The organism is Mesorhizobium sp. 01N446 (assembly GCF_056399285.1).
In genome coordinates this window covers 451,786-468,294 of record NZ_JBFTRA010000003.1, presented here as the reverse complement: position 1 = coordinate 468,294, position 16,509 = coordinate 451,786, and the positions used below count along the sequence as shown (strand labels likewise).

Annotated in this window: 16 protein-coding genes; 7 read left to right on the top strand and 9 right to left on the bottom strand. The window is 64.8% G+C overall.

What is annotated here, in order from left to right; genetic code table 11:
- Positions 1–2 precede the first annotated feature (2 nt).
- From AC1DPX_RS16465 to AC1DPX_RS16450, 4 genes are all read right to left on the bottom strand, one after another.
- Positions 3–980 (bottom strand): ABC transporter permease, encoded by a 978-nt coding sequence (locus tag AC1DPX_RS16465; protein WP_477238122.1) that lies wholly within the window; start codon positions 978–980, stop codon positions 3–5.
- Positions 968–2,008 carry an ABC transporter permease gene (locus AC1DPX_RS16460; protein WP_202355615.1) on the bottom strand — a complete coding sequence of 347 codons (1,041 nt, stop codon included), beginning with the start codon at positions 2,006–2,008 and terminating at the stop codon, positions 968–970. Before AC1DPX_RS16460 ends, AC1DPX_RS16465 begins: the two co-directional genes overlap by 13 nt.
- Positions 2,005–3,525 carry an ABC transporter ATP-binding protein gene (locus tag AC1DPX_RS16455; protein ID WP_477238120.1) on the bottom strand — a complete coding sequence of 507 codons (1,521 nt, stop codon included), beginning with the start codon at positions 3,523–3,525 and terminating at the stop codon, positions 2,005–2,007. The genes AC1DPX_RS16460 and AC1DPX_RS16455 overlap by 4 nt, the downstream gene beginning before the upstream one ends.
- A 140-nt stretch (positions 3,526–3,665) precedes the next feature.
- Complete coding sequence (locus tag AC1DPX_RS16450; protein WP_202355613.1) at positions 3,666–4,670, bottom strand: BMP family lipoprotein; 1,005 nt, start codon at positions 4,668–4,670, stop codon at positions 3,666–3,668.
- Between the two features lie 255 nt (positions 4,671–4,925).
- Between AC1DPX_RS16450 and AC1DPX_RS16445 the strand changes: the two genes are divergently transcribed.
- Both AC1DPX_RS16445 and AC1DPX_RS16440 read left to right on the top strand, forming a co-directional pair.
- Positions 4,926–5,510, top strand: a complete 585-nt coding sequence (locus tag AC1DPX_RS16445; RefSeq protein WP_202355612.1) for an amino acid synthesis family protein — start codon at positions 4,926–4,928, stop codon at positions 5,508–5,510.
- Positions 5,507–6,091 carry an amino acid synthesis family protein gene (locus tag AC1DPX_RS16440; RefSeq protein ID WP_477238118.1) on the top strand — a complete coding sequence of 195 codons (585 nt, stop codon included), beginning with the start codon at positions 5,507–5,509 and terminating at the stop codon, positions 6,089–6,091. The genes AC1DPX_RS16445 and AC1DPX_RS16440 overlap by 4 nt, the downstream gene beginning before the upstream one ends.
- A gap of 15 nt (positions 6,092–6,106) precedes the next feature.
- Here the strand turns inward: AC1DPX_RS16440 and AC1DPX_RS16435 are convergent, their stop codons facing one another.
- The 3 genes from AC1DPX_RS16435 to AC1DPX_RS16425 are packed head-to-tail and all read right to left on the bottom strand — an operon-like array spanning position 6,107 to position 8,578.
- Positions 6,107–7,300 carry an amidohydrolase family protein gene (locus AC1DPX_RS16435; protein WP_477238116.1) on the bottom strand — a complete coding sequence of 398 codons (1,194 nt, stop codon included), beginning with the start codon at positions 7,298–7,300 and terminating at the stop codon, positions 6,107–6,109.
- Between the two features lie 40 nt (positions 7,301–7,340).
- A complete protein-coding gene (locus AC1DPX_RS16430; RefSeq protein WP_477238114.1) occupies positions 7,341–7,889 on the bottom strand; it encodes a MarR family winged helix-turn-helix transcriptional regulator in 549 nt (182 codons plus the stop codon).
- Positions 7,890–7,933: 44 nt separating this feature from the next.
- Complete coding sequence (locus tag AC1DPX_RS16425) at positions 7,934–8,578, bottom strand: cysteine hydrolase family protein (RefSeq protein ID WP_477238112.1); 645 nt, start codon at positions 8,576–8,578, stop codon at positions 7,934–7,936.
- A 235-nt stretch (positions 8,579–8,813) separates the two neighbouring features.
- On the opposite strand from AC1DPX_RS16425, the gene AC1DPX_RS16420 reads away from it, so the two are divergent.
- Positions 8,814–9,668, top strand: coding sequence for an NAD-dependent epimerase/dehydratase family protein (locus tag AC1DPX_RS16420; RefSeq protein WP_477238110.1), 855 nt, complete (start codon positions 8,814–8,816; stop codon positions 9,666–9,668).
- Complete coding sequence (locus AC1DPX_RS16415; protein WP_477238107.1) at positions 9,665–10,471, top strand: SDR family NAD(P)-dependent oxidoreductase; 807 nt, start codon at positions 9,665–9,667, stop codon at positions 10,469–10,471. Before AC1DPX_RS16420 ends, AC1DPX_RS16415 begins: the two co-directional genes overlap by 4 nt.
- A gap of 25 nt (positions 10,472–10,496) precedes the next feature.
- On the opposite strand, the gene AC1DPX_RS16410 is transcribed toward AC1DPX_RS16415, so the two are convergent.
- Positions 10,497–11,780, bottom strand: coding sequence for an NAD(P)/FAD-dependent oxidoreductase (locus AC1DPX_RS16410; RefSeq protein ID WP_477238105.1), 1,284 nt, complete (start codon positions 11,778–11,780; stop codon positions 10,497–10,499).
- Between the two features lie 164 nt (positions 11,781–11,944).
- A complete protein-coding gene (locus AC1DPX_RS16405) occupies positions 11,945–13,048 on the bottom strand; it encodes a histidinol-phosphate transaminase (RefSeq protein ID WP_477238103.1) in 1,104 nt (367 codons plus the stop codon).
- 227 nt (positions 13,049–13,275) lie between these two features.
- On the opposite strand from AC1DPX_RS16405, the gene AC1DPX_RS16400 reads away from it, so the two are divergent.
- From AC1DPX_RS16400 to AC1DPX_RS16390, 3 genes are all read left to right on the top strand, one after another.
- Complete coding sequence (locus AC1DPX_RS16400; RefSeq protein ID WP_477238101.1) at positions 13,276–14,049, top strand: SDR family NAD(P)-dependent oxidoreductase; 774 nt, start codon at positions 13,276–13,278, stop codon at positions 14,047–14,049.
- 79 nt (positions 14,050–14,128) lie between these two features.
- Positions 14,129–15,451, top strand: coding sequence for a histidinol dehydrogenase (gene hisD, locus AC1DPX_RS16395; protein ID WP_477238099.1), 1,323 nt, complete (start codon positions 14,129–14,131; stop codon positions 15,449–15,451).
- A gap of 15 nt (positions 15,452–15,466) precedes the next feature.
- Entirely contained in the window at positions 15,467–16,492 is a 1,026-nt protein-coding gene (locus AC1DPX_RS16390; protein WP_477238272.1) for a zinc-dependent alcohol dehydrogenase, read from the top strand.
- Positions 16,493–16,509: the final 17 nt, after the last annotated feature.

Sequence of the window (16,509 nt, the reverse complement as noted above, 5' to 3'; positions counted from 1 at the left end):
CACTAGGGATTTTTGTCGACCGGGGCGCTGTCGACCGACAGAAGTTTCTGCATCGATGCCAGCGTCTCCTTGATGATTTTCGGCCGCGCCCGGTAGGACAGCGCGAACAGCGCCGTCAGCGCGACGACATAGGGGACGGTCAGCACCAGATAGGACGGGAAACCAAAGGTCTGCAGGCGCAGCGAGAAGGCATCGGCGAAGCCGAACAGCAGGCAACCGGCCAGCACTTTCAGCGGGTCGCCATTGGAAAAGATCAAGATCGCCACCGCCATGAAACCGCGGCCTGAGGACATGTTCTCGGTGAACATGGTGATGTAGCCGAGGGACAGATGCGCGCCGGCCGACCCCGCCAGCAATCCGCACAATAGCGAGGCGATGTAGCGGACGCGGGTGATCGAAATGCCGAGTGCTTCCGCGGCTTCGGGCTTTTCGCCGACGACGCGGATGTAGAGGCCGAGCCGGGTGCGGTTGTAGAACAGCACCAGCAGCGGCACCGCGATGAACGCGACATAGACGATCGGCGTGAACCCTGAGATCAGCGGCGCCCACGAGCCGAGCAGCGCCTGGGCGCCTGGTATCTGCACCTTGGGCAGGCCGACAATGCCGTGACCGACGATCGATCCGCGCGTGCCGAAAATCGCTTTCATCAGCGAGATCGTCATGCCGCCGGCAAGGATGTTGAGCGCCAGCCCGACGACCACCTCATTAGCCCGGAACGTCACCACAAGCACGGCAAACGCCAGCGCGAAGGCAAGTGCCGCGGCAACGCCGCAGGCGACGCCCGCGAATGCCGAGCCCGTCCAGATCGAGCCGATGACGGCAAAGAAGGCACCGGCCAGCATCTGGCCCTCGAGGCCGATGTTGAAGATACCGGCCTTGGTGGTGAACGACCCGCCGAGCGCCACCAAGAGGATCGGCGCGGTGGTGCGAAGGGTCGCGGCGATCAGCGCGACGTTGATGAGCTTGTCTAGAATTTCCATCGCCGCTCCCCCGCCTGGCTGTCGCCGCGGCGTTTGATCAGAACCTGCGCCGATACGCTGAGGATGATCAGCGCCTGGATGACGGTGATGATTTCGCGCGAGGCGCTGGTGTCGACCTCGAGCAGCAGCGACCCGCTGCGAAGCGCGCCGAAGAACAGCGCCGTGACGATGGTGGCGACCGGTGAGCCATTGGCGAGCAGGGCGGCGATCAGCCCGTCGAAGCCGAAGCCTGGAGCAAAGCCCTCCATGAAGCGGTGATGCACGCCGAGCGTCTCGACGCCGCCGGCGAGGCCGCCGACGGCACCTGAAAGCAGCAGCACGACAAAGCCCTGCCGCTTCACGTTGACGCCGCCATATTCGGCGAATTTCGGCGCCGAGCCGACCATGGTCACACCATAGCCCCAGCTGGTGTAGCGGAAGATCAGCGCGACGCCGACCGCCAGCGCCAGGCCGATGAACAGCCCCCAGTTCAGCCGCGAGAAGGAAAAAATCTCGGGCAGATAGGCCGTCGCCAGGATCGGCGGCGTCTCCGACCAGCCGCCGGGCCGTTTGAACAGGAAGATGGTGAAGTAGGAGGTGAGCAGCACCGCGATGTAGTTCGACAGGATCGTCGAGACGACCTCGTTGGTGTTGTAGCGGGCGCGGAAAAAGGCGGGGATGGCAACCCAGGCCGCGCCCGCGACGACCGCGAGTGCCAGCGCCGCCAGCATATGGATGCCAGCGGGCAGGGAAAAGGTGAAGCCGACCCAGGCGGCGGCGAAACCGCCGAGGAACAGCTGGCCCTCGATGCCGACATTGAACATGCCGCCGCGCAGGCCGATGCAGGCGGCGACGCCGCAGATCAGGATCGGCGTCGTCTGCAGCAGCGTGCCGGCAATCTTTTCCTGATCGCCAAAGGCGCCGCGCAGCAGCGTCATCAAGACATGGATCGGACTTTCGCCGACCAGGAGGATGATGATCGCCCCCAAGAGCAAGGCGACGCCCACGGCGATGATCTGGCCGGAAAAGGCGCGCAAACGGTCGCTCATCGTGCGGGCTCCAGCTGCGGCGACACGCCCGCCATCATCATGCCGATCCGGTCTTCATCGGCATCGTCGCCGGCGACTTCGCCCATGATCCGCCCATTGAACATCACCAGGATGCGGTCGGCGAGCGCCGCCAACTCGTCGAGCTGCACGGAAATCAAGAGGATCGCCCGGCCCGCCGCGCGCTGGCGCATGATCTCGTCATGGATGGCCTCCTGGGCGCCGATGTCGACGCCGCGCGTCGGCTGGTCGATCAGCAGGAAGTCGGCGCCGTTGGTGAATTCGCGCGCCAGCACCACCTTCTGGATGTTGCCCCCGGAAAGCCGCTTGACGGCATCGCCCGCTCCTTGCGCGCGAATGTCGAAGCTCTTGATCAGCGCTGCGGCATTTGCGGCAATCGCCTTCCAGTCGAGCACGCCGTTGCGGCTCCACGGCGCGCTGTGCTGGCGGCCCATCAGCGTGTTTGCCGCGATCGATGCATTGCGATCGACGCCGCGCACCATACGGTCGCCCGGAACATGGGCAAGGCCCGCCTCGCGGATCGCGGCGGGGGTGAGCGTGGTGAGGTCCTGGCCTTTCAGCCGGGCCTCGCCATGGCTTGCCGGCCGCAGGCCCGAAAGCACTTCGGCCAGTTCCGTCTGCCCATTGCCGGCGACACCCGCAATGCCCACCACCTCGCCGGAACGGACGACAAAGCTGGCGCCACGAACGGCCGGCAGCCGGCGATCGTCGCGCGCCCAGAGATCCCTGACATCCAGCACGATGTCGCCGTCAAGCGCCGCCCGCGGCCGCCGGTCGAAACTGACCTCGCGGCCGACCATCATGCGCACCAGCTCATCCCTATTGAGTTCCGATGTCGGGCGGGTCGCCACCTTCTTGCCGTTGCGCAGCACCGTCACCGTGTCGGACACCTCCATCACCTCTTCCAGATGGTGAGAGATGAAGATCACCGTCATGCCCTCGGCCACGAAGCTGCGCAGCGTCTGGAACAGTTCGCGGCTTTCCTGCGGCGTCAGCACCGCCGTCGGTTCGTCGAGGATGATGGTGCGGGCGCCGCGCACCAGCACTTTCAGGATTTCGATGCGCTGCTCGATGCCGACGGACAGCAGCCCGACGCGCTCGGTCGGATCGACATGCAGCCCGAAACGCTTCGACAGTTCCTGCGTGCGCGCGATCTGCGCGGCGTGGTCGATCAATCCATGACGCCGGATTTCCATGCCGAGAAAGACATTGTCGGCGACCGACAGCGAAGGCACCAGCTTGAAATGCTGGTGCACCATGCCAAGCCCAGCCTTGATGGCGGCGGCCGGGTCGGCGACCACCGTCGCCTCGCCATTCAGTCGGATCGAGCCTTCGTCCGGCTGCAGCAGGCCGAAAAGGATGTTCATTAGCGTCGTCTTGCCGGCGCCGTTCTCGCCGATGATGGCGTGGATCTCACCCCGGCGCACGGCAAGACCGATGCCGTCATTGGCGATGAAGGCGCCAAAACGCTTGGTGATGCCTGTCAATTCGACGGCCATCGCTACTGTGCTGTGGAGGGGCGCGGACCCCGGCGCGTTCGACACGATGTTCTCGCAGATTGGCAGACTGGACGCTGATCCACCGCGGCAGGCCGCGGCGGATCAGCGTAGCGCTTTCTTGGGGAGGGATGCGCGGTTGCCTATTTCGCCTTGGCGATCACGATCTTGCCGTCGAGGATGCCCTTCTTGATCTCGTCGAGCTTGGTGGTCACGTCGGCCGGGATCTTCGGCGCGATGTCGTCGCAGACCTTGAACTCGACGCCGCCCGATGCAAGGTCGAAGGTGCGGGTGCCGGCTGTGACCTTGTTGCCTCCGACCTCATCCTTGATCAGCGTATAGACGGCGATGTCGCCGCGCTTCAGCATGCTGCCGAGCACATTTCCGGGAGCCGTGCCGCACATGTCGATATCGACGCCGATTGAATATTTGTCGGCGGCCGCACTGGCCTGCATCACGCCTTCACCGGTCGGGCCGGCGACGTTGTAGACAATGTCGGAGCCTTGGCCGTACAGCGCCTGGGCGAGCTCGCTGCCCTTGGCCGGGTCATCGAAGGTGCCGGCGAAGACGGAGTTCACCTTCACATCGGGCGCGGCGTATTTGGCGCCCTGCTCATAGCCGCCAAGGAAATTGCGGATCACCGGGATGTCGCGGCCGCCGACGAAGCCGATTGCCTTGCCGTCGCCGATCTTGGGAAATTCACTGCCCTTGGCCTCGATCATGCTGGCCAGCGCGCCGGCGACGAAGGAGCCCTGTTCCTCGGCGAAGTTGGCATAGATCATTTTGGGATTGTCGAGCACGCCATCGATGAAGACGAAGCGCTGGTCGGGATATTTCTTGCTGACCTTCTGCAGCGAATCCACCAGCTCCCAGCCCATGACGAAGATGAGGTCGTATTGCTTGCCCTTGGCGAGGTTCTCGAACTGCTCCTCATAGTCCAAGGCGCGATTGCCGGTGTCGACCAGCTTGAGGTCGATGCCGAAATCGGCCTTGGCCTTGTTGAGGCCGTTGACGATCGAAACGCCAAAGCCCTGTGCGAAATATCCTGAGATGGCGGCCACCGAAACCTTGGCCTGTGCGGCGGCCGACCCCAACGAAACGGCCAGCATCGTGCCGGCCAGAAATAAACTCTTGAGCGCCCTTTTCATGTCATTCCCCTTCAGCTTTTTTCAGCTTTTGAAGCCACGCCTTGACCATCCTCACACACCGCCGGAATGCTGGCAATTTCGTTGATGGTCATATGAGTTTAGGAGCGGCCCGACAGGCTGTCAATCGTCATCCGATGCAGTTTTCCGGGCCTGTCATTGGCATCCTCTTACCGCGGTGCTTGACAAATATCGGTGATGCATAATTGTTGATACTCTAACGAGTTTTCATGAATGACGGGACGAAGGATACGCGCAATGCCAGCTGTGGTGGTCAGGAAATTTCTGGTCCAGGTCGAAGAGGTCTTCCATGAAGGCGGGCCGCCCGCGGCACATCCGCTCAAGCGGGGCGCGATCGTCGCCGTCATCGCCAATCCCTTTGCCGGACGTTACGTCGAGGAGATCACTGGCTTCATGGAAGATCTGAAGCCGCTCGGCCTGGAAATGGCGCGGCGCTTGATCGATGCCATGGGCGGTGGCGTCGCCGCTGTCGAAGGCTATGGCAAGGGAGCCATCGTCGGTGCCGCCGGCGAGCTTGAACATGGCGCGCTCTGGCACAATCCGGGTGGCTATGCGATGCGCGAGCTGCTCGGCAACGCCAGGGCTATCGTACCCTCGACCAAGAAGGTCGGGGCTCCCGGAACGCGCATCGACATTCCGATCACCCACATCAACGCTTCCTATGTGCGCAGCCATTTCGACGCGATCGAGATCGGCGTTGGCGATGCGCCGCGCAGCGACGAGATGGCGGTTATCCTGGCGATGACGACCGGCCCGCGCATCCATGCGCGGGTCGGCGGCCTGGCGGCGGCCGACATCAAGGGCGAGGACGGATTGCGATGAGCGCGGAAATCCGCCGCATCATCACCATCGTCGAAGAAACCCGGATCGAAGGCGGCCGCCCCGTCGACCCGCCGACTCGGCGTGCCGCGGCTATCGCGGTGATCCGCAACCCTTATGCCGGCGTGTTTGCCGAGAATCTGTCGGTGCTGGTCGATATCGGCGAAGCCCTGGGCGACATCCTGCCCAGGCGGGCGGTGGCGGCGCTTGGCATTGCCGGCGATCAGGTCGAGAGCTTCGGCAAGGCCGCCGCGGTCGGCGCCGACGGCGAACTCGAACATGCCGCCGCCATCCTTCATCCAAAGCTCGGCGCGCCGTTCCGCGATGTGCTGGGCAAGGGCGCCGCGCTCATTCCCTCGTCGAAGAAGCGCGGCGGCCTCGGCGTGCCGCTCGACATTCCGCTCGGCCACAAGGATGCGGCGAAGGTGCGCAGCCATTTCGACGGCATGGAGGTCCGTGTCCCCGATGCGCCGCGCGCCGACGAGATCGTCGTCGCCATCGCCGTCACCGATTCCGGCAGGCCGCACGCGCGCGTCGGCGGGTTGACCAAGGAAAGGATCGTCGGGGTCGACGGTGTGAGCTGATGCCAGCGAAGGCCGCTACGCGGCCCTGACCTCCGGCACGCGCATGGCCGGCGGGGTGTTGCGGCTGCGGCCGGTCCGCACCTCGCCGTCGATGACGACCATGCCGATGCCCGGCAGATTGCCAAGCGAGACACTGTCAAGCAGTCCGTCACCGGCGCCGCCGATCGCCTGATCGACGAAGATCAGGTCGGCGGCGCGGCCGACCTCGATGATGCCACGGTCGGTCAGGCCGCGCACGCGCGCCGTGTTGCCGCTGGCGAGACAGAACGCCACTTCCGGCGCAATGCCGCCCAGCGACGCCAGCATGGTCAGCGTCCTCAGGATGCCGAGCGGCTGCACGCCGGACCCGGCCGGGCTGTCGGTGCCGAGGATGACGCGTGAAAGCTCGCCGCGCTGCCTGGCCAGGTCGAGCACGAACAAGCCGGTGCGCAGATTGCCGTTATGGACGATTTCCAGCGCACGCGAGCCGTTTTCGCAGATCTGCCGGATCTCGGCTTCGGGAAGTGCCGTCGGTCCGCCATTGACGTGGGCGACGATGTCGGCGTCGACCTCCAGCACCACATCGGCGCCGATGCGGCCGGAGCCGGGCAGGGAAGGGCCGCCCGTATGGGTCATCGAGGTCATGCCGTATTTGCGCGCCCAGGCGATCATCTGCCGGCCGGTCGGACCATCCTTGACGCCGCCAAGTCCGACCTCGCCGATGAGTGTCACGCCGGCTTCGGCGAGGTACCGGAAGTCATCCTCGACCAGGCCGTGTTCCAGGATGGGGGCGCCGGCCAGGATCTTCATGCCGTTCGGGCGGAAGTTGGAGAAGGTCCGCTGCGCCGCGATCGCCAGCGCCTTCAGCCCGACCAGGTCGCGCGGCCGGCCCGGCGTGTGGACCTCACCCGCCGAAATGATCGACGTGACGCCGCCATGCACGGTCGAATCCATCCAGCCGATCTGGTTCTGCCGCGGCGTCCAGTCGCCGGCTACCGGATGGACATGGTTGTCGATGAGCCCCGGCGCCACAGCGCAGCCCATCGCATCGATAATAGTCGCCGCATCGCCGCCGTTGACGCCGCCTGCCTTGCCAATGCCCGTAATGCGTCCCTCCGCCACGGCGATGGTATCGGCATCCAGGATCGGCTGGCCGAGGTCACCGCTCATCAGCAGTCCGATATTGTGGATGACGAGCGCGTTGGCAGACGACTTGGGGTCGGAGGGCATTGGTTCTCATTTCTGCTGATCTGGAAGGTCTTGGCGCGGCTTACTTGCCGCCGTCGCCATTCGATGGATCGTCGTCATTGATGCGCTTGAGCAGGCGCAGCAGCGTCGTCTGCTCGGCGGGCGACAGCGGCGACAGGAAGCGGCGTCCGACCTCCACGCTGCGCGCGAGCCGCTCGAGCGTGTATTCGGTGCCTTTTTCGGTCAGCGCGATCATCGACAGGCGCTGGTCGGTGTCGGAAGCGCTGCGCGTGATCAGCCCGTGCTTGAGCAGCTTGCGCATGACGATGCTGATGGTCGACGGATCCATCGCCGTCAGCCGGCCGAGATGGTTCTGCGAGACCTCGCCATGCTTGAGGATCGTGGCAAGGGCCGCGAACTGGGTCGGCGACAGGTCCTCGCCGGCCATGACCTGCTGGAAACGCAGCGTCGCGCGCTGGTGCGCCTTGCGGATAATATGCGCCGGGTGCAGGTCCAAAGCGTATCCGGTCTCGGCGTAGCGCTCCAGCACCTGCTCGCGGCTCAATGGTTCCGCATTGCCGTCCGGCTGCTTCGCCGTCCCGCTTTTCTTGGATTTCTTTTCGGTCGTCAAACCGGACTCCTGTTGCCTGTGTCGGGCGCCGGGCCCTGAATGGTTCAAGCCGCGACTTCGATCGGTTGCAGCGACGTCCCATCGCGAAGCGCCGCGACGACATCAGCCGCATCGCTGACCACGCCGAAATGCGTCGCTATGTCGTAGAGCGAGCTTTCCTGCTCGCGCGGTCCGGTCGCCGCGCAGCAATCGCTCGGCACCACCACTTCATAGCCCTGGAAAAACGCGTCGTGGACAGTCGATCGCACGCAGATGTTGGTGACTACGCCGAAGATGACCAACTGGTCGATCTGCATGTCCTTCAGTGTCAGGTCGAGGTCGGTCTGGAAGAAGGCCGAATAGCGCCGCTTGATGACGTGGATCTCGTCATCGCGGGCGCCAAGATCTTCGATGATCTCCGGTCCCCAGCTGCCTTCCAGGCAGTGTGGCGTGCGCTTCACCCATTCGCGCTCGCGGCGCATGCCCGGCCGGTGCGCGTCGTGAACCCAGATCACCGGCACGCCGCTCGCGCGCGCCGCCTCGATGACGGCCAGTTGCGGCCCGACCAGCGTCTCATATCCAGGCAGCACCATGGCCCCGCCCGGTTTGCAGAATTCGTTGACCATGTCGATGACGACAATGGCTGCACGCTTCGGATCAAGGCGCATCGCGTCATCGTGTCGATGTGAGGAAAAAACGTCCACGGCCATGGCGGACTCCTTTGGTCGATCGTTGATGCTCATACAAAAAACCCTGGCGGGTGCCAAGTCAATCCCGTCCGGCGCTAAGCAGTAGTCAGCGGCCTTGCGCACGCCGCTGCGACAAGCGTATGCGCTATTTGTCCGGCGCGATATGGCCTTGACAAGGGGTGGCAACCATGTGCTCGATTTGTATGACCATCAATGATATTCGAGCCGTTGAACTTACCGAGCCGAGGGCCGTGATATGAAGACGATCGTCACCGGCGCCAGTGGCCTGCTTGGCCGTCATGTGGCGGGGGCTCTGCTTGCCGCCGGCTATGATGTGCTGGGCATCGATACCGTGGCGCCGCCCGGGGGTGCATGGCGGCACGCCACCGCCGACCTGACGGATCTTGGGTCGACCCTGCAGTTGGTGCGCGATTGCGATGCCGTCGTGCATGTCGCGGCCATTCCGCGGCCGACCGGGCGTGCCGGCGGCGAGGTGTTCAACACCAATGTCGCGACCGCCTACAATGTCGTCGAGGCTGCTGCCATGGCCGGTATCGGGCGCTTCGTCTATGCCTCGTCCTTCAGCGTCTTCGGCTATCCTTTCTTCGAGAAGACGGTCATTCCGCCCTACCTGCCGGTCGACATGAACCACCCGGTCGGCGCGCAGGATCCGTACGGCCTGTCGAAATGGCTGGGTGAGGAAATCGTCGACGCGGCGGTGCGCCGCGGCGCCTTCTCGGCGGTCAGCATCCGCATGCCCTGGATACAGACCCCGCAATCCTTCTTCGCCGGCGTCGGCCCGCGCCGCGCCACCGCCGACAGCGCCCGCGACCTGTGGGCCTATCTCGACGCGCGCGACGCCGGGCAGGGTTTCCTGCGGGCACTGGAATGGCAAGGCGACGGTCATCTGCGCGTCCTGCTCAGCGCCGCCGACACCTTCATGGAGGAGGAGACCGAGGCGCTGGTGCGCCGCGCCTATCCAGGCGTCGCACTGTCCCGGCCGATCGCTGGCTTCAGCTCCGTGCTGGACACGGTCCATGCGCGCCAGACGCTCGGCTTCGCGCCGGAGCATTCATGGCGTTCCTACCCAAAGCCGGAGACCGAGGGATGAAGCGGTTCGACCAGAAGAGGATTCTTGTCACCGGCGGCGCCGGCGCCATCGGCAGCGCCGCGGTCCGGCGCTTCCTCGATGAGGGCGCGCGGGTCGCCATCGTCGATCGCAACGGGGCTGCGGCCCGGGAACTCGCTGGCTCTCTCGGCGACAACACCATCGCCATCGAAGCCGACGTCACCAACGAGACGGATGTGCGCGGCGCCGTCGAAACCACAGTCGAGACATTGGGCGGGCTCGATGTGGTCTTCAACAATGCCGGCATTTCCGGCGTCGTTGCTCCCGTGCACGAATTGCCTGTCGAGGATTGGGACACCATCATTCGCATCAATCTGCGCGGCATCTTCCTCGTCCTGCAGGCGTCGCTCCAAGCGATGATCAAGGCCGGGACTGGCGGCTCGATCGTCAATATGGGATCGTCCATGGCGGGCTGGGATGTGCTTACCGGCGGTGCCGGCTATGTCGCCTCGAAGCATGGCGTGGTCGGGCTGACGCGGGTCGCCGCACTCGATGCCGCGCCCTATGGCATCCGCGTCAATGCCATCTGCCCCGGTGTGATCGAGACGACGCTCGGCGTGCCGGCCTCCGGCGACGGCGATTTCAAGAGCAGCGTCCAGCATTTCGCCGACCGCATCCCGCTGCGCCGCATCGGCCAGCCGGACGATGTCGCGGCCGCCGTGGCCTTCCTCGCCTCGGATGAGGCAAGGCACGTCACCGGCGTCGACTGGCTGATCGATGGCGGCCAGACCTTGCAGAGCTGGGCCAACGCGCCGGCCGGCAACACGTTTCCGAAATATCGATAAGAACAGGCCGGGCGAGCCCTTCGCGTCAGAGGCCGAAACGGTCCTTCAGCCGCCCCGAAAGGATCGCCGCTTTCACCCCGATAGGCCAGAAGCGGTGAAACCGGATTGGCTTGAGCGGCGATATCGGCATGGGGAACGGCGACGTCTCGTCGCCGCGCAGGCGTTGCGCCAGGGCAGCGCCCATCGCCGAGGCCATGGCGATGCCACGGCCATTGTAGCCAAGGCAGATCAGCACGCCGTCTTCCGGCTCGTGGATGTGCAGAAGATGGTCCTTGGTGATCGCAACCCGGCCGTTCCAGCCATGCGTCCAGCGTATTCCCTCGAGCGCCGGCCACAGCCGCAGCGCATAGTCGGTGAGGTAGCGGATGGCGGACGCGTCGCCGATGGGCTTCATCGGTCCCCGGCCGCCCATGAGAAGACGCCTCTCGGCGTCGACACGGTAGTACACCGTGATGTTGCCGGCTTCGTAGAGGACGGGCCTGTCGGGGAGAATTTGGCCCGCGGCCGCCGGCGGAAGCGGCTCAGTCGCCGCGATCGCGCTGAACACCGGAACCAGCGACTGCTCCAGGCCTGGCCACAGGGAACCGGTGTAACCGTTGGTCGCAACAAGCACCTTCTCGGCGCTGACAGAGCCGTTCGCGGTTTTGAGGACCCATCGGCCAGCCTCCCGCTTCAGCGAGAGGACTTCGCTGCCGCCGAATATCCGCGCGCCGGCGCTCTTAGCTGCGGCTGCCAGGCCGATCGTGTATTTCAGGGGGTGGAGGTCACCGCCACGGGCGTCGAACAGGCCGGCTATGTATCTGTCCGTTCCGGTTCGCGCTGCCATCGCCTGCGCGTCCAGCAGGCTGACCGGCATGCCGCGCCGCTCGCATTGCGCGGCCGTGGTCCGCACCGCGGCTTCCGGCTTCGGCCGGATCGCCGCGCGGATGGTGCCGTTCTGCCGCGCATCGCAGGCAATCGACAGGCGCTTGATGAGGCCATAGGTGAAATCCGGCGCGCCATAGGAGAGATCGATCATCCGCGGCCCGAGCTCAGGGCCGTACATCGCTTCGATCGTGTCGGGATCGTATTTGAGGCCGGGATTGACCTGGCCGCCATTCCTGCCCGAAGCGCCCCAACCCGGCTGTTGGGCTTCGAGCACGGCAACGTCGTCGCCGGCTTCCGCCAGGTGCAGAGCGGTGGAAAGGCCGGTGAAGCCGCCGCCGACAATGGCGACCCTTGCCCGCTGCGCGCCGGCAAGGGCGGGGTATTTGCCGGTGCCCCCGGCCGTTTCGCGGTAGAGGCTCCGGGGTGGGCTGCTTTCGAGCATATTGGACATCGTCAAAGTGACCGATAGGGACGCAGGTCAGAGAGGCTGGGTGGAAGCATTGGACGAAAGGCGATGTACCACCTGCGAGAAACTCCAAGAGGGAACGGCAGACCCTCGAATATCGTGCCGGGCGCACCAGTCAATTCAGCATGGCTTTCGGGAAATCACAACTGCTGCGACAGCGCCGCCATGAAGTGGTCGTTCTCCGCAGGCGAGCCGATGCTGACGCGCACGTAGCTGTCAAAACCGTCCTGCTTCCAGGGTTTTACGATGACGCCTTCGCGCAACAGGCCCTCGGCGAACGTGCTGGCATTTTGCCGGCAGTTGAAGAACAGGAAATTGCCTCGCGAAGCGGCAACTTCGACGCCCTTGCTCCTGAGGAAATTCTCGACACTTGTTCTTTCCGCCTTGGCCAGCGCGACGACCCTTGCAAGGTGTTCCTCGTCGGCCAGCGCCGCCAGCGCGGCCGCCTGCGCCATGCCATTGGCGTTGAAGGGCGTGCGCACCCTGTCGAGCAGCCCGCGCAATTCCGGGTCACCGACGATGCCGAAGCCGATCCGCAATCCGGCAAGTCCGAACGCCTTGGAAAATGTCCGCAGCACGATCCAGGGCTGGTCGCGTTTGCCGAGGTCAGGCAACGCCGAGGCATAGTCGTCGCCCTCGGCATATTCGGCATAGGCTTCGTCGACGACAATCAGCGTCTCGTCGCTAACCGCGTCCAGAACCCTCGATAAATCGCCGGCGGACAGCCAACTGCCGACCGGGTTCATCGGGTTGGAGAACAGCAGCATGCGCGGGCGCTCGTGCACCGCCTCGATCAGGGCGTCGACATTGATGGTAAGATCGTCATTGACGGCGACACGGTTGATGCTCGCGCCCATCAGCGTCGCGTAGTCCTCGTGCAACGGAAACGACGGATAGAGCGTGGCGACTGTATCGCCAGGCCGCAACACGGCACGGCTGACAACGGAAAGAAGGTCCTCCGACCCATTGCCGAGAATGATTTGATCCTCGCTGAATTCATATTTGGCGGCGATCGCCTGGCGCAGTGCGCGTCCGGCGGGGTCTGGATAGAGCCGGAACATCTCGGCGCCGGCCTGCATCATCGTGGCGAGCGTCGGGCTCGGACCAAGCGGGTTTTCATTCGAGCCCAGCTTGGCGATCCTGGCTGGAGCATATCGCTGCATGACCTCGGCGATGGTCAGCCCGGAATTGTAAGGCGACAGGCGTATGACTTCGGTTCGGACCATATTTGCGGCTTTCGACACGGGCGGGCTCCTCTGCTGCCGGTCGACTCCCGTCATCGACCGGGTTCTCAAACACCGGGTTTCGCTGCATCCTCCCCGGGCGCGCCAGGTCACCGACAGGCACGCCGGTGCCGCGAATTTTGTTGAGGAGTAGCGTAGCCGAAACGGTTTGTATATGCTTGTATATGTAACTTGATCTGATAGTCTCGCCATGGAAGCGGAAGCTCGGCATCGGCAAGGAGGATCACATGCGCAATGCTTCTCTGTTCGATCTTGCCGGCAGGAAGGCGCTTGTCACCGGCGCCAGCCGCGGCATCGGCCGCAGCATCGCCGAGGCGCTAAGCGCGGCCGGCGCCGACGTCGCGATCACCGCGCGTAGCCTGGCGTCGCTGGAGGAGACGACAGCGGCGATCCGTGCCGCCGGCGGTGTTGCGCATGCGATTGCCCTCGACGTCACCGATGTCGGCCGCTGCCGGACAGCCACCGCCGAGGCAGCCGGCCTGCTTGGCGGTCTCGACATCCTCGTCAACAATGCCGGAATGGAAGAGGTCAGGCCCTCGCTCGACGTCGACGAGGCGCTGTGGGACCGGATCGTCGACACCAATCTCAAGGGAGCGTTCTTCTGCGCCCAGGCCGCGGCACAACAGATGCGCGACGTCGGGCGTGGCGGCGCCATCATCAATCTCTGCTCGCTGACTTCAGAAGTCGGCATTCCGACCGCGGTGCCCTACGGCTCGTCGAAGTCTGGCCTGCTCGGCATGACACGGGCGCTGGCGGCGGAGTGGGCGGGGCTTGGCATCAGGGTCAACGCCATCGCCCCGGGTTACTTCAGGACGGCGATGACCGATGTGTTCTACAGCGACGAGGCATGGCAGCAGTCCATGCTCGCCAAGATCCCGCAGCACCGTTTCGGCGATCTCGGCGACCTGCATGGCGTCGCCGTCTTCCTTGCCTCGGATGCGGCGGCCTACATCACCGGCCAGTCCATTCCGGTGGATGGCGGGTTCCTGGCATCGATTTGAGGCTCGCCACAGGCTCGAAATCAAAGTCTTCCGCAATGTGACCGGCCGGCACATTACGTTCCAACAAAGAGGAATATCCATGTCCGACATCAGCTTCCACGATCTGTCATCGCTCGACGCCAACCAGCGGGCCGGCTTGCTGAAACGCGCCGAGGGCGATCTGTCGGATTTCGTCGAGAAGGTCCGCCCGATCATCCAGGCCGTGAAGGATGAGGGCGACGCCGCGCTGGTCCGCTTTGCCAGGGAACTCGACAAGGCCAATGTCGCCGAAGGCGGGCTGAAGGTGTCGGAAGCCGAGTTCGACGCGGCCTTCGACAAGGTCGAGAAGGATGTCGTGGAAAGCATCGGCTTCGGCATTGACAATATCAGGCGCTTCCATGAGGAGCAGAGGCCCGAAACGATGTGGCTCAAGGAAGTCCGGCCGGGCGCCTATGCCGGCGACCGATACACGCCGATCGCCTCGGTCGCGCTCTACGTGCCGCGCGGCAAGGGCGCCTTTCCGTCGGTGACGATGATGACCTCGGTTCCGGCCGTCATTGCCGGCGTGCCGCAGATCGCGATCGTGACGCCGCCGACATCGGACGGTTCGGTGGATGCGGCGACGCTGGTCGCCGCGCGCCTCGCTGGCGTGCACACTGTCTACAAATGCGGCGGCGCCCAGGCCGTCGCCGCTGTTGCCTATGGCACAGAGACGGTGAAGCCGGCGCTCAAGATCGTCGGCCCCGGCAGCCCATGGGTGGTTGCGGCCAAAAGTGTTTTGTCCTCGATCATCAACACCGGTCTCCCGGCCGGTCCGTCGGAAGCCATCATCTTTGCCGATGACAGTGTCGATGGTGGCCTCGCCGCGCTTGATCTTTTGATCGAGGCCGAGCACGGACCGGATTCCTCGGCTTATCTGGTGACACACAGCCGCAAGGTCGCCGAGGCAGCACTCGCCGCACTCCCGCAACACTGGTCACGGATGACCGAACAGCGCGTGGAATTTTCGCGCGCGGTGCTGACCGGAAAGCGCGGCGGCATCGTGCTGACCGCGTCGCTGGAAGACAGCTACCGCTTCATCAACGACTATGCGCCCGAACATCTGGAAATCCTGTCGAAGGAGCCGTTCGCGCATCTTGGACACATCACCGAGGCGGCCGAGATCCTGATGGGACCGCACACGCCGGTGACGCTTGCCAACTTCGTCCTTGGGCCCAATGCCGTGCTGCCGACCAGCCGCTGGGCGCGGACCTATGGGCCGCTTTCGGTGACGGATTTCGTCAAGCGCTCGTCGGTCGGCTATGTCACCTCGGCCGCCTATCCGGAACTGGCGAAACATGCCCGCAGGCTCGCCCGCTACGAGGGCTTCAGCTCGCACGAAAACGCGGTCTCGGAAATCCGCGACCGCTATCTCGCCGGTTGAACGGAGACGATGGCGATGAAGGCGGCACGGCTTTATGGACCCGGCGATCTGCGGGTGGAGGACGTTGCCCCGCCAGGCATTCCGGATGCCGGCTGGGTGAAGCTCAGGGTCGACGCCGCCGGCATTTGCGGTTCGGACCTGCACAATTTCCGCACCGGCCAATGGATAGGCCGGTCGCCCTCGACGGCCGGCCACGAGCTGACCGGGACGGTGATCGCGGTGGGCGAGGGCGTCGGGACCATCGCCGTCGGCGACAGGGTGGTCGCCGATTCCCGTTTCTGGTGTGGCGAGTGCGCGCAATGCCGTGCCGGCAGGCGCCATCTCTGCGCTTCGCTGGGCTTCGTCGGGGAAGTCTGCGACGGCGGCTTTGCTGAACAGGCGGTGTTGCCCGCGCGTCTGCTGCATGTCGTCGATGCAGCACTTGACGAGCGGGTCGCGGCGATGGCCGAGCCGCTCGCGGTGGCGCTGCACGCGGTGCGGCGTCTACCGAAGACGGCAGGTTCGGTGCTTGTCGTCGGCTGCGGTCCGATCGGTGGTCTCGCCGCGCTGCTGCTCTCCCGGACTTTCCCTGGCACGGTGCTTGTCACCGACCGCAACGAGGCGCGCTCTGCCCGCGTGGCGCGGGTGACTGGCGCAACAAGCGTCGACCTCGACCGCGCTGCGATTGCCGCTGCGACCGACAATGCCCAACTGCTGGCGGCCGTCGAGGCGACCGGTAGCATTGCTGCATTCACCCAGTTGCTCGGCGTTCTCGATTCCGGCAGCGCGGTGGCGATGGTCGGCATCTTCCATGGCCGTCTCGACATCGACCCCAACCTTCTGGTCGAACGCGAGATCGCGCTGCTGGGGTGCCATGCCTTCGCCGACGAACTGCCTGACGCGGTGCGGATGCTGGGTGAATTGAGCGAACCGCTGCTGGCCCTGATCGATCGCGAGATCAATCTCGACGACACTCCGGCCGCCTATGAGCGGCTGTTGGCGGGGCAAAGCGATGGCTTGAAAACAATCATCCGCATGCGGCAACCTGTTGAGCCGGCGTGATTTTCGATAAATTGCCG